Raw genomic sequence first — 11,650 nt, forward strand, 5'->3', positions numbered from 1 at the left:
GTCTTGTGATGCTATGACCGCTTTTCACGGACGGATTGACGGATGAGTTGACGGATGAAGAGGTGGCGTTGACCGTGTCGGCCAGTACTGCGCCGCCCCAGGACGAGGTTCCTTCCCAGACCCCCGCGAAGCGGCGCGGCGCCGACACCCGGGCCCTGACCCAGGTCCTCTTCGCACAGCTCAAGGAGCTCCAGCCGGGTACGCCGGAGCACGACCGCGTGCGCGGGGCGCTCATCGAGGCCAACCTCCCGCTCGTGCGCTACGCCGCCGCCCGCTTCCGCTCCCGCAACGAGCCGATGGAGGACGTGGTCCAGGTCGGCACCATCGGCCTGATCAACGCCATCGACCGCTTCGACCCGGACCGGGGCGTGCAGTTCCCGACGTTCGCGATGCCCACCGTCGTCGGCGAGATCAAGCGGTACTTCCGTGACAACGTCCGCACCGTCCACGTCCCGCGCCGGCTGCACGAGCTGTGGGTGCAGGTCAACAGCGCGACCGAGGACCTGACGACCGCCCTCGGGCGCTCCCCGACGACCGCCGAGATCGCCGAGCGGCTGCGCATCACCGAGGAGGAGGTGCTGTCCTGCATCGAGGCGGGACGGTCGTACCACGCCACCTCGCTGGAGGCGGCCCAGGAGGGCGACGGGCTGCCGGGGCTGCTCGACCGGCTCGGCTACGAGGACCCCGCGCTGGACGGTGTGGAGCACCGCGACCTGGTCCGGCATCTCCTCGTCCAACTCCCCGAACGCGAACAGCGCATTCTGCTGCTGCGCTACTACAGCAATCTCACCCAGTCGCAGATCAGCGCGGAGCTCGGCGTCTCCCAGATGCACGTCTCCCGGCTACTCGCGCGTAGCTTCCAGCGGTTGCGGTCGGCGAACCGGATCGACGCGTAACCGAAAGCACGAGCGAGGCGTAACCTGCGTGGGCGAATCGCTCACCAGGGCCGTTCGGGGTAATTGTGCCCCGAAATACCGTCAGACCCCATGTTTCCAGGGCTGTTTGCCGTCTCGCATGTCGACATGTCACTACAGCGTGTTGCCGACATGTGACATTCTGCGGGAAGTGCGTTTGCCGGGGCTCCGGCTCCGGTATTCAGGTGAAGGCTGCGTTCCTCAGTGGGAGCGTCCGCCGCGACCGTCCCGCGACCCAAAGGGGGTGGCATGTCCGCAGAACAGGGCAGCTCGAAGGTGCTCACGCTCGCGGAGAGCGACACAGCGCCGCATGCGCTCGACGCACTCGGCCCCATCGACGAGGTCACGGACCTCGAGGCCGCGCCGGCCCCGGCCCTTGCCGCCTCGGAGGCGATCGACACCCGCACCCTGTCCCGCTCCCTGTTCCTGCGGCTGGCCGCACTCGCCGAGGACAGCCCCGAGCGCGCCTACGTCCGGGACACCCTGATCGAGCTCAACCTCCCGCTGGTGCGCTATGCCGCCGCCCGCTTCCGCTCCCGCAACGAGCCGATGGAGGACATCGTCCAGGTCGGCACGATCGGGCTCATCAAGGCGATCGACCGGTTCGACTGCGAACGGGGCGTCGAGTTCCCCACGTTCGCGATGCCAACCGTCGTCGGTGAGATCAAGCGGTTCTTCCGCGACACGTCGTGGTCGGTGCGGGTGCCGCGCCGGCTGCAGGAGCTGCGCCTGGCGCTGACGAAGGCCAGCGACGAGCTCTCCCAGAAGCTGGACCGCTCCCCGACGGTCTCCGAGCTCGCCGCCGTGCTGGGCGTGTCCGAGGAGGACGTCGTCGACGGCCTCGCGGTCGGCAACGCGTACACCGCGTCGTCGCTGGACTCGCCCGCCCCCGAGGACGACGGCGGCGAGGGCTCACTGGCGGACCGCCTCGGCTACGAGGACACAGCCCTGGAGGGCGTGGAGTACCGGGAGTCGCTGAAGCCTCTGCTGGCCAAGCTGCCGCCCCGCGAGCGGCGGATCATCATGCTGCGCTTCTTCGCCAACATGACGCAGTCGCAGATCGGCGAGGAGGTCGGCATCTCCCAGATGCACGTCTCCCGCCTGCTGACGCGCACGCTGGCGCAGCTGCGCGACGGCCTCATCTCGGACTGACACCCGGACGGCACCCCCGTCCGGCCCCGACACTCCCCGCCGTGACGCCCGACCGGGCGTCACGGCGGCCGTGTGCCGACGCCCACCGCACAGGGGCGCTGATGCGTCCGGCGGCCGTAGGGACGAGCCGCCCCGGCCGCCGGTCGCGGTGTGTCTACTTCAGCGCCAACCAAGCCACCGCCGCCACGATCGCCACCGCCACGACGACGCCCACGATCAGGCCGACGCGGGGACCCGCGGGAGCGGGGGCCTGCCGGGACTGGGGGGCGCCCTCGTCGACGAACGCGCGGAACATCTGGGTGCTGCCAGCGGGGTCGGGGTTGCCCTGGGGGCCCTGGGTGTTAGCCATGCCCCGAGACACTAGCGAATCCCGGGAAGGCTCCCAAGTGCGGGTCCGCCCGGCCGCACGGACGGTCCGGCCTGCGCGTTTACTGCCGCAATACTTGCCTTTGCCAACTTTTTCCTCCACCGCCCGCCCAATTATTTGCCTGTAGCAACCAACAAGCCTATGGTTGCCCTAAGCAACGAAAATGGGAGGTGTGATGACCGCGAGCGCGCAGTACGAGGAGCTGATCCGTCAGTTCAGCGCCTTCGGCGTCGTGAAGCGGGAGCTGGGACGCATCCTGCCGTCCGACTGTCCCAGCGGCTCGGCGGCCGTCCTGACCCTGCTCGACCGCCACGGCGACATGCGCATGAGCAAGCTCGCCGAACTGCTCGCCGTCGACATGTCGGTGACCAGCCGTCATGTCGCCCACCTCGCCGAGCGCGGCTGGATCGAGCGCTGCCCCGACCCGGCGGACAGACGCTCCCGCATCCTGCGCCTCACCCCGGCGGGCCACGTCCAGCTCGACGACCTGTCACGGCGGACCACGCAGCTGCTCGCCGAGCGCCTGAGCGACTGGTCCGACGAGGACGTCGGCCGGCTCACCCGGCTGATGGCCCGGCTCAGGGACAGCTTCGGCGACTGCCGGCCCACCCACCGGACGGGACCGCCGCCCCGGCCCGCACCCCCCGAACTCGACGAGACCACCCGTACACCCGCGACCACGTAAGAAAAGGAAGGCCATGGCAACGACCACACCAGCCGGTGTGCGGGCTCATGCCGAGCACGGTGGGACTTCCCACGACTCCTCCGGCGCCGCCGCGATGACGCACCGGCAGATCATGGAAGCCCTGACCGGGCTGCTGCTCGGCATGTTCGTCGCGATCCTGTCGTCGACGATCGTGTCCAACGCCCTGCCCCGGATCATCGGTGACCTCGGTGGCGGGCAGAGCGCCTACACCTGGGTCGTGACGGCGTCGCTGCTGACGATGACCGCGTCCACGCCGCTGTGGGGCAAGCTCGCCGACCTGTTCTCCAAGAAGCTGCTGATCCAGCTCGCCCTGGTCGTCTTCGTGCTGGGCTCGGCGGCGGCCGGCATGTCCCAGAACCCCGGCATGCTGATCGCGTTCCGCGCGGTCCAGGGCATCGGCATGGGCGGCCTGTCCGCGCTGGCCCAGATCATCATGGCGGCGATGATCTCCCCGCGTGAGCGCGGCCGGTACAACGGCTACCTCGGCGCCACCTTCGCCACCGCCATGGTCGGCGGGCCGCTGGTCGGCGGTGTCATCACCGACACGGGCTGGCTCGGCTGGCGCTGGTGCTTCTACGTCGGCGTGCCCTTCGCCGTCATCGCCCTGATCGTGCTGCAGAAGACCCTGCACCTGCCGGTCGTCCGGCGGAAGGTCAAGGTCGACTGGGCCGGAGCCCTCTTCATCACCGCGGCGGTGTGCCTGCTGCTGATCTGGGTGACCTTCGCCGGGGACAAGTACGACTGGCTGTCCTGGCAGACCGGTGCGATGGTCGGCGGTGCCGTCGTCCTGCTCGCTGTCTTCGTGCTGGTCGAGGCGAAGGCGAGCGAGCCGATCATCCCGCTGCGCCTGTTCCGCAACCGCACCATCACGCTGGCCTCGCTCGCCTCGCTCTTCGTCGGTGTGGCGATGTTCGCGGGCACCGTCTTCTTCAGCCAGTACTTCCAGCTGGCCCGGGACAAGTCGCCGACGATGTCCGGCGTCATGACCATCCCGATGATCGCCGGCCTGTTCGTCTCCTCGACCGTCTCCGGCCAGGTCATCACCCGCACCGGCCGCTGGAAGGCGTGGTTGCTGGCCGGTGGCGTGCTGGTGACGGCCGGCCTGGGGCTGCTGGGGACGATCCGCTACGACACCGCGTACTGGCGTGTGGCGGTCTTCATGGCGCTGCTGGGCCTCGGCATCGGCATGATGATGCAGAACCTGGTGCTGTGCACGCAGAACCAGGTGGCCCCGGGCGACCTGGGCGCGGCCAGCTCCACGGTGACCTTCTTCCGTTCCCTCGGTGGTGCCATGGGTGTCTCCGCGCTGGGCGCGGTGCTGGCGCACCGGATCACCGACTACGTCAAGGACGGCCTGGCCGGTCTCGGCACCCAGGGGGCGTCCCTCGGCCACGCCGGCACGGGTGAGGGGAACATCCCCGACCTGGGCGCGATGCCCGCGCCGGTGCGCACCGTCGTGGAGAGCGCCTACGGCCACGGCGTCGGGGACGTCTTCCTCTACTCGGCGCCGCTGGCGCTGCTCGCCCTTCTGGTGACCCTCTTCATCAAGGAGGTCCCGCTGAGGACCAGGGGCGCGCTGGAACAGGCGGCGGAGGCGCAGGCCCCCGCGGAGACATCCGCCGAGGCGTCCGGCGAGGCGTCCGGCGAGGCGCCCGGCGAGACATCCGCCGAGGCATCCACCGAGGCCCTGGCCGAGGCATCCACCGAGGCCCTGGCCGAGGCGTCCGCCGAGCCGTCCGCCTCCACCTCCGCCTCCGAGCGGCTTCCGAGCTGGGCTGTTCCGGACGGCGACACCGCCCCGGAGAGGACGGCCACGCGGCGGCTCGCGGCCGTCGCCACGGTCGCCCGCCCGGAGGAGACCGTCCCGGGGGGCGGGATCCCGGTGCGCGGTTTCGTGCGCGGCGCCGAGTCCGCGCCCGTGCCGCGGGCCGCCGTCACCCTGATCTCGCCGGCCGGACGCCAGTTGGGCCGGTCCGTGGCCCAGGCCGACGGCTCCTACGCGCTGGACGTGCCGGGCTCCGGGTCGTACGTCCTGATCGCCTCCGCCGACGGCTACCAGCCGCAGGCCTCCACGGTGGTCGTGAACGGCGAGCCGGTCGCCTACGACGTCCTGCTCAGCGGCACCAGCGGGCTGACCGGCCTGGTGCGGGCCGCCGGGAGCGGCCGGCCGGTCGAGGACGCGATGGTGATCGTCACCGATGTGCGCGGGGAGCTGCTGGCCACCGGGACCACCGGCGAGCAGGGCGAGTTCTCCTTCGCCGAGCTCGTGCCGGGGGCGGTGACCGTCGCGGTGAACGCCGCCGGGTACCGGCCGCGCGCCCTGCCCGTCGAGGTCGGCGGCACCGATGTGACGCGGATCGAGGTCGACCTGGACGCGGGCGCCCGGCTGCGGGGTGTCGTACGGGCTCCGCACGGTCCGCTGGCCGATGCCCGGGTGACGCTGGTCGACGCGGCGGGCAACGTGGTCGGCTCGGCCATGACCGGCGCGGACGGGGCCTACGCCTTCACCGACCTGGACGGCGGTGAGTACACCGTCATCGCCACGGGCTACCCGCCGGTGGCCACCGCCCTGACGGTGACCGGTCAGGGCGTCGACGACCACGACATCGAACTCGGCCACCGCAGCGAGTAGTCGAGACCCCGGCCCGTGGCGGGCGAGCGCGCTCCGGGTGCGCCCCGCCACGGGCCGGTTCTTGTCCGAGGAGGAGTGACCTGAGATGGGACTGACCGCGAGGATCCGTACCCGGGACGGATGGGCCGTGTCGCACGCGGTCGTCACGGTGACCGACATGACCGGCACACAGGTGCTGCGCGCCCAGGCGGACGCCGCGGGCACCGTACGGGACGGGACGCCGCTGGAGCCGGGGGCGTACACCGTCATCGTCACGGCTCTGGGGTACGCGCCAGCCGCCGCGGGCGCGATCGTCACGGCGAGCGGGCGGGCGGAGGTCGGGACGGTGACGCTGGCCCGGCAGGGCGGCACCGAGCTGCCGCCGCCGGGGCCGTGGACCGTAGACCCGGCGCACTCCAGCGTGGCGGCGGTGGCGCAGCATCTGGGGATCTCCAGCGTGCACGGCCGGTTCACGGACTTCTCCGGCTCGATCGAGATCGCGCCGGACGATGTCACCACGTCCCGGGTGACGGCGGTGATCCGGGCCGCGTCGATCGACACCGGCAACGGCACGCGCGACACGCACCTGCGGTCGGCTGACTTCCTGGACGTCGAGCGGTACCCGGAGATCATCTACCGGTCCACGGGCCTGACCGCGGCCGGTTCCGACCGCTGGACGGTCCACGGCGAGCTGGGGATGCGCGGGGTCGTCCGGCCGGTCGACCTGGACCTGGCCCACCTCGGCACCGGGCCCGACCCCTGGGGCGGCGTCCGGACCGCCTTCCGCGCCACGGCGGAGCTGCGGCGCGAGGACTTCGCGATGCACTACAACCAGGTCCTGCGGGCCGGCGTCGCCGCCATCGGCACGACGCTGAGGGTGGAGCTGGACATCCAGGCGGTGCGGGGCGAGTCACTGCCGGCGGCGTGACGGCGCGTCGGGTCTCTCGGAGACTCTGGCCACCAACTGGCTGCACAGGTCGCGGAGTTTGACGTTCTTCTCCTGCGAGACGCGGCGCAGCCGCTCCAGCGCGATACGGGCGTCGATCCGCTCGCGGGCCATGAGGATGCCGATCGCCTGGTCGATGACGCTGCGCGAGAGCAGGGCGGTGCGCACGTCGGCCGCCGACTGGCGGCGGCGTTCGATGCCCAGGGCCATGTTGATCGCGTCGGTGGCGCGGGCGGCGAAGGCACGGGCCGCCTCCCGGCCCGGGCCGAGCGCGCCGGGGTGCGTGCCGTAGAAGTTGAGCGCGGCGCCCGTCTCACCCTCGACGTCCAGCGGCACCGCCAGCACGCACTGGACGCCGGCGGAGAGCGCGTACTCGGTGTACGAGGGCCACCGCGACTCCGCGGCCAGGTCGGGGGCGTACTGCTCGACGCCCGTCTCGGCGGCCTGTACGCAGGGGCCCGAGCCGTTCTCGTACTGACGCTGGTCCAGGCCGCTCGGCAGGCCGTCGCTGCCCGCGAGGGTCAGCAGCCGGTCGGCGCGGCGCACCGTGACGCTGCACGCCACGGCACCGGGCACCTCCTGCACGGCTCGGTCGGTCAGGTCGCGCAGCAGCGTGTCGAGGCCGCCGCTGCGCACCATCGCCATCTCCAGCGTGTCGGACGTCTCGGAGCTCATGACCGTACGGGTATCCCGTCAACGTCCGTTAACGCCCATGAGGTCACGCGCCGCCCGGTCAGGGCGTGTTGTGCGCGTCCACGATCCGGCGGGCGAGGTCGCGCAGCTTCACGTTCTCCCGCTGCGAGGCCTTCACCAGGCTCTCGAAGGCTCCGGCCGCGTCGATGTCCAGCCGCTCCATGAGGATGCCGGTGGCCTGGCCGATCAGGTCCCGGGTGTGCATGGCCTCGGTGAGCTGCTCGCGCTCGGTCGCCGAGTCCAGGGCGATGCTGACGTGGGCGGTGAACAGCCTTCCGATCCGGGTCGCGTTGTCGTCGAAGGCGCCGGGCTTGCGGGCGTACGCGGTGAGCACGGTGAGCCGGCGGCGGTCGGCGCGCAGCCGCAGCGACAGGGCCGAGCGCAGCCCGAGGGCGGACAGCACCTGACCGCCGTCGTCGGCCTCGCTGTCCCCTATCCGCACGACCGGGTGGGTCCACAGCCGTTCCCAGTACGGCTGGTGCTCGCGGCCGCTGTGCCGGGTCTCGGCGGAGCGTACGACCTCGTCGGTCCAGGCGACCGTACGGCGCTGGTTGCTGCGCTCGATGACGGATACTCCGGCGTGGTCGGCACCCGGCATGATGTGCACCGCCAGCCGGACCGCCGTGCGCAGGGTGCTGTGCGGTGTGGGCGTCTCGTGCAGTTGCCGAGCCGCCACCGTCAGCGCTTCGGCCAGCTCGAAGCCGCCCGGAAAACGGGGCAAATCAGAAAACTCGGACGCAGCCACCACGAACCTCTTCGGCATGCACGGCCACTGGCCGTGCGCAGGAGAGCTCCGCAGCACATTCCCGACTGCGAGCACAGGACGGACAGCACTTTATCTGCTCGGTTGCGCCGAGGTGACGTCCGGCCGACGGCCCGCCGAGGGCGCTTCCGCTGCCCCCCTCCGGCGTGGTGGAATGGCCGGACGGGTCAGGAAGCGGCCTTACCGGAATCCGGACGAACGTCTGCCAGGTGAGTACCGTGACCTTCCTCCCGAATCCCGTCGAACCACAGGACCGGCCCGGCCGCGTCCTGCTCGAACTGCCCCGCGAGATCGACTACTGCAACGCCTCCGAACTGCTGACCCTCATCATGTCCGCAGCCCGGGTCCGCGCCGGGCGGCTGCGGGTCCTGGTCCTCGATCTGCGGGAGACCCACTTCATGGACTCCCAGGGCGTCCGCCTCATCAACGACGTACGCCACCGTCTGCCCGCCGAGGCCCGGGTGCACGTGGTGGCGGAAGCGGAGGGAGTGGCGCGCCGGGTGCTGGAACTGACCGGAGTACGCCGTGACGTCCCGGTGTACGACAACGTGCCGGAGGCCCTGGCGGCCTAGTCTGTGGGCATGGCACGCACCATCGCGACGAACACCCGCGTCTCCCTCGACGAGTTGCTCGACTTCGTACGGCCCCGCCACCACGCGATCCTGCTGACCCGGCGGGCCGACGGCGGCCCGCAGGGATCGCCGCTGACCTGCGGGGTCGACGACTCGGGCCGGATCGTGGTCTCCACCTACCCGGAGCGGGCCAAGACCCGCAACGCCCGCCGTGATCCGCGGGTCAGCGTCATCGTGCTCAGCGACGACTGGAACGGGCCGTGGGTCCAGATCGACGGCACGGCCGAGGTCATCGACGCGCCGGAGTCCGTCGAACCGCTCGTGGAGTACTACCGCAACATCGCCGGGGAGCACCCGGACTGGGACGAGTACCGCCGGGCGATGGTCGAGCAGGGCAAGTCGATCATCCGGATCACGCCCGAGCGGTGGGGGCCGGTGGCCACCGGCGGCTTCCCGGCGCGGCTGGCGTCCGAGGAGTAGCCGGCAGGCGGGGGCTCAGCCGCGCTCGACCATCGCCTCCAGGCCCGCGATCACCACGTCCAGGCCGAAGGTGAAGTCCCGCTCCCACATCTCCACCACCGTGTCGCCGCCGCGGGCGGCCATGAGGTCCTTCGACTCGTCGATCAGCTCGGAGGTCTCCGGCCGCTGCGTCACCGTGTTCATGGCGTGCTGGAAGTACTCGTCCTCGGTCATCCCCGTGGCCGCGCAGCGCGCGTGGAAGTGGCCCTCCATCGTGCCGAAGCCGTAGACGAACTGGAAGACGACGGCGATGGCACCGGCCAGGCGGTGCACGGGCAGCCCGGTCCGGCGGACGACCTGCTGCACGGTGCGGGCGAAGGCCAGGTTGTGGGGGCCGATGTTGAGATACGTGCCGACGAGCGGCGACGCCCAGGGATGGCGCACCAGCATGGTCCGGTACTCCACGGCCAGCGTGCGCAGCTGGTCACGCCAGTCCTCGTCGGCGGCCTCCGGGTCGGGCAGGGTCATCTCGCCCATGATCGCGTCCAGGGCCAGTTCGAGGAGGTCGTCCTTGGTGTCGACGTACCAGTAGACGGACATCGCCGTGACGTTGAGCTCGGCGGCCAGGCGGCGCATGGAGAACCGGGCCAGTCCCTCGGCGTCCAGCAGCCGGACGGTGGCCTCGGTGATGCGGTCGCGGTCCAGCCCGGACGGCTGCCCGCCACCACGCCCGCCCCGGCGCGCCTTGTCCTTCAGCCAGACACTGGTCTCCGTCGCCCGCTGGGCTTCCTCGGCCATGGCGCACCTTCCTCACTTCGCGACGCCGTCATGCTAAGCGTCCCCACACGGGCCGCGGGGCAGTGCCGACCCGCGGCCGGCAGCGCGGGCGCGACCAGCCGGAACGAGCCCGCAGCCGCACGACTCCCCCACCGCTCCGGCTGCTAGGCGCCGACCCGTTCGACCCGCTCGGCCCGCCGCAGCAGCACCGCCGCGACCAGTCCGCCGAGCAGCACGGCCACCGCCCCCACCAGCTGACTGCTCTGCAGCCCGGCGGAGAACGCGTCGGTGATCCGCTCCCGCTCCGCCGCCGACTCCGCCGACGCCAGGGCCGCGGGCAGCGACGTGGCCGTCACCGACACCAGCGCGGCGAACCGCGCGTTGAGGACCGCTCCCAGCACCGCGACGCCCAGCCCGTTGCCGAACTCGGCGAGCGTGCCGTTGATCCCGGCCCCGACGCCCGCCTTCTCCCGGGGGATGGAGCTCATGATCGCGTGCGCCATCGCCGGGCTGGCGATCGCGCACCCCACGCCGATGAGCACCAGCCCCAGCAGCGTGCCGGCGTAACCGCCGGAGGCCAGGGTCGCGATGGCCACCAGCCCGCCCGACGTCAGCGCCATGCCCAGGGCGATGGAGACGGGCAGGCCCAGCCGCGCCGTCCACTTCGCCGCCAGGCCCGTGACGTTCAGGGCGACGAACGTGAGCGCCAGCGGCGCGGTCCGCAGGCCCGCCTCCAGCGCGTCGTAACCGAGGACGAACTGAAGGTGCTGCGTGAGCAGGTACATCGCGCCGGTCATGCCGAACGTGATGAGCACGGCGCCGGCGACCGCGCCCGTGAAGCGGCGGTCGCGGAAGAAGTGCAGGTCCAGCATGGGATACGGAACACGGCTCTCCCAGTACGCGAAGGCGCCGAGGAACACCGCAGCCAGGCCCGCCGAGGCCAGCACCCGGTTCGACGCCCAGCCGTGCTCCGGGCCGGAGATGATCGCGAAGACCAGGGACGTCATACCGATCGTGGACAGCAGGGCGCCCAGCAGGTCGGGGCGGTCGCCCTGAGGGTTCTTGGACTCGGGGACGAGGGCCACCACCGCGATCAGGCCCAGCGCGGCGACCGGCAGGTTGACCAGGAAGATCGCTCCCCACCAGAAGTGGTTCAGCACGAACCCGCCGATCAGCGGACCGGCCGCGAAGCCCAGGGTGTTGACGGCGGCCCAGATGCCGATCGCCCTGGGCTGTTCCTCGGGCGTGAAGATCTGCATCGCCACGGCGAGGGTGGTGGTCATCAGCAGCGCGCCGCCGACGCCCATGCCGGCCCGGGCCGCTATCAACTGGCCCGTGGAGTTGGCCAGTCCGGCCACCAGCGAGCCGACGCCGAACAGGGCCAGGCCCGCCAGCAGCATCTTCTTGCGGCCGTAGCGGTCGGCGGCGTTGCCCGCCGTGAGCAGCAGACCGGACTGCACCAGCGAGTAGGCGTTGATCATCCACTGGATGTCGGCGGTCGCCGCGTCCAGCTCGCGCGTGAGCGAGGGGATGGCGACGTTCAGGACGGTGTTGTCCAGCAGGACGGTGAGCTGCGCGAGGCAGATGACACCGAGGATCAGCCACCGCTGGGGGTGCCCCTGGGGCCGGCTCGGTGCCTGCGCCTGTTCCTGGGAGGTCGTAGTCATGCTGTACACCGTAGAACAGTTCC

Annotated in this window: 12 protein-coding genes; 7 read left to right on the forward strand and 5 right to left on the reverse strand. The window is 71.4% G+C overall.

The genetic code is table 11. The annotated features are described in order from the left end of the window. The first annotated feature begins 68 nt into the window (after window positions 1-68). Together ACFPZJ_RS08535 and ACFPZJ_RS08540 are read left to right on the forward strand one after the other, a co-directional pair. Window positions 69-896: an RNA polymerase sigma factor SigF gene (locus tag ACFPZJ_RS08535; protein WP_381020122.1), complete on the forward strand. Its 828-nt coding sequence runs from the start codon at window positions 69-71 to the stop codon at window positions 894-896. A 267-nt stretch (window positions 897-1,163) separates the two neighbouring features. Then, window positions 1,164-2,066 carry an RNA polymerase sigma factor SigF gene (locus ACFPZJ_RS08540; RefSeq protein WP_381019222.1) on the forward strand — a complete coding sequence of 301 codons (903 nt, stop codon included), beginning with the start codon at window positions 1,164-1,166 and terminating at the stop codon, window positions 2,064-2,066. A 154-nt stretch (window positions 2,067-2,220) separates the two neighbouring features. Here ACFPZJ_RS08540 and ACFPZJ_RS08545 read toward each other — a convergent pair whose 3' ends face one another. Continuing rightward, on the reverse strand, window positions 2,221-2,415 hold the full coding sequence (locus ACFPZJ_RS08545; RefSeq protein ID WP_381019224.1) for a hypothetical protein: 195 nt from the start codon (window positions 2,413-2,415) through the stop codon (window positions 2,221-2,223). Window positions 2,416-2,608: 193 nt separating this feature from the next. On the opposite strand from ACFPZJ_RS08545, the gene ACFPZJ_RS08550 reads away from it, so the two are divergent. The 3 genes from ACFPZJ_RS08550 (at window position 2,609) to ACFPZJ_RS08560 (ending at window position 6,678) form a co-directional block, all read left to right on the forward strand. Beyond that, window positions 2,609-3,118 (forward strand): MarR family winged helix-turn-helix transcriptional regulator, encoded by a 510-nt coding sequence (locus tag ACFPZJ_RS08550; RefSeq protein WP_381019225.1) that lies wholly within the window; start codon window positions 2,609-2,611, stop codon window positions 3,116-3,118. A gap of 94 nt (window positions 3,119-3,212) precedes the next feature. Next, window positions 3,213-5,771, forward strand: coding sequence for an MFS transporter (locus ACFPZJ_RS08555; RefSeq protein WP_461096146.1), 2,559 nt, complete (start codon window positions 3,213-3,215; stop codon window positions 5,769-5,771). A gap of 85 nt (window positions 5,772-5,856) precedes the next feature. Beyond that, the gene (locus ACFPZJ_RS08560) at window positions 5,857-6,678 is read left to right on the forward strand and encodes a YceI family protein (RefSeq protein ID WP_381019228.1); all 822 of its coding nucleotides are present in this window, start codon (window positions 5,857-5,859) and stop codon (window positions 6,676-6,678) included. On the opposite strand, the gene ACFPZJ_RS08565 is transcribed toward ACFPZJ_RS08560, so the two are convergent. Both ACFPZJ_RS08565 and ACFPZJ_RS08570 read right to left on the reverse strand, forming a co-directional pair. After that, the gene (locus ACFPZJ_RS08565) at window positions 6,661-7,371 is read right to left on the reverse strand and encodes an ANTAR domain-containing protein (RefSeq protein ID WP_381019230.1); all 711 of its coding nucleotides are present in this window, start codon (window positions 7,369-7,371) and stop codon (window positions 6,661-6,663) included. The genes ACFPZJ_RS08560 and ACFPZJ_RS08565 overlap by 18 nt on opposite strands. A gap of 58 nt (window positions 7,372-7,429) precedes the next feature. Next, window positions 7,430-8,152 carry an ANTAR domain-containing protein gene (locus ACFPZJ_RS08570; protein WP_381019231.1) on the reverse strand — a complete coding sequence of 241 codons (723 nt, stop codon included), beginning with the start codon at window positions 8,150-8,152 and terminating at the stop codon, window positions 7,430-7,432. Window positions 8,153-8,370: 218 nt separating this feature from the next. Here ACFPZJ_RS08570 and ACFPZJ_RS08575 point away from each other — a divergent pair, with 218 nt between their 5' ends. Together ACFPZJ_RS08575 and ACFPZJ_RS08580 are read left to right on the forward strand one after the other, a co-directional pair. Further along, complete coding sequence (locus ACFPZJ_RS08575) at window positions 8,371-8,724, forward strand: STAS domain-containing protein (protein ID WP_381020124.1); 354 nt, start codon at window positions 8,371-8,373, stop codon at window positions 8,722-8,724. A gap of 9 nt (window positions 8,725-8,733) precedes the next feature. Continuing rightward, window positions 8,734-9,204 carry a PPOX class F420-dependent oxidoreductase gene (locus ACFPZJ_RS08580; RefSeq protein ID WP_381019233.1) on the forward strand — a complete coding sequence of 157 codons (471 nt, stop codon included), beginning with the start codon at window positions 8,734-8,736 and terminating at the stop codon, window positions 9,202-9,204. A gap of 15 nt (window positions 9,205-9,219) precedes the next feature. Here the strand turns inward: ACFPZJ_RS08580 and ACFPZJ_RS08585 are convergent, their stop codons facing one another. After that, a complete protein-coding gene (locus tag ACFPZJ_RS08585) occupies window positions 9,220-9,981 on the reverse strand; it encodes a TetR/AcrR family transcriptional regulator (protein ID WP_381019234.1) in 762 nt (253 codons plus the stop codon). A 143-nt stretch (window positions 9,982-10,124) separates the two neighbouring features. Continuing rightward, window positions 10,125-11,627, reverse strand: coding sequence for an MFS transporter (locus ACFPZJ_RS08590; protein WP_381019236.1), 1,503 nt, complete (start codon window positions 11,625-11,627; stop codon window positions 10,125-10,127). Window positions 11,628-11,650: the final 23 nt, after the last annotated feature.

The organism is Streptomyces bullii (assembly GCF_042657145.1).
GTDB lineage: Bacteria > Actinomycetota > Actinomycetes > Streptomycetales > Streptomycetaceae > Streptomyces > Streptomyces bullii.

Coding starts and splice junctions, on each gene's coding strand:
- ACFPZJ_RS08540 (WP_381019222.1), top strand. CDS start 1,164: ATGTCCGCAGAACAGGGCAGCTCGAAGGTGCTCACGCTCGCGGAGAGC.
- ACFPZJ_RS08545 (WP_381019224.1), bottom strand. CDS start 2,415: ATGGCTAACACCCAGGGCCCCCAGGGCAACCCCGACCCCGCTGGCAGC.
- ACFPZJ_RS08550 (WP_381019225.1), top strand. CDS start 2,609: ATGACCGCGAGCGCGCAGTACGAGGAGCTGATCCGTCAGTTCAGCGCC.
- ACFPZJ_RS08555 (WP_461096146.1), top strand. CDS start 3,213: ATGACGCACCGGCAGATCATGGAAGCCCTGACCGGGCTGCTGCTCGGC.
- ACFPZJ_RS08560 (WP_381019228.1), top strand. CDS start 5,857: ATGGGACTGACCGCGAGGATCCGTACCCGGGACGGATGGGCCGTGTCG.
- ACFPZJ_RS08565 (WP_381019230.1), bottom strand. CDS start 7,371: ATGAGCTCCGAGACGTCCGACACGCTGGAGATGGCGATGGTGCGCAGC.
- ACFPZJ_RS08570 (WP_381019231.1), bottom strand. CDS start 8,152: ATGCCGAAGAGGTTCGTGGTGGCTGCGTCCGAGTTTTCTGATTTGCCC.
- ACFPZJ_RS08580 (WP_381019233.1), top strand. CDS start 8,734: ATGGCACGCACCATCGCGACGAACACCCGCGTCTCCCTCGACGAGTTG.
- ACFPZJ_RS08585 (WP_381019234.1), bottom strand. CDS start 9,981: ATGGCCGAGGAAGCCCAGCGGGCGACGGAGACCAGTGTCTGGCTGAAG.
- ACFPZJ_RS08590 (WP_381019236.1), bottom strand. CDS start 11,627: ATGACTACGACCTCCCAGGAACAGGCGCAGGCACCGAGCCGGCCCCAG.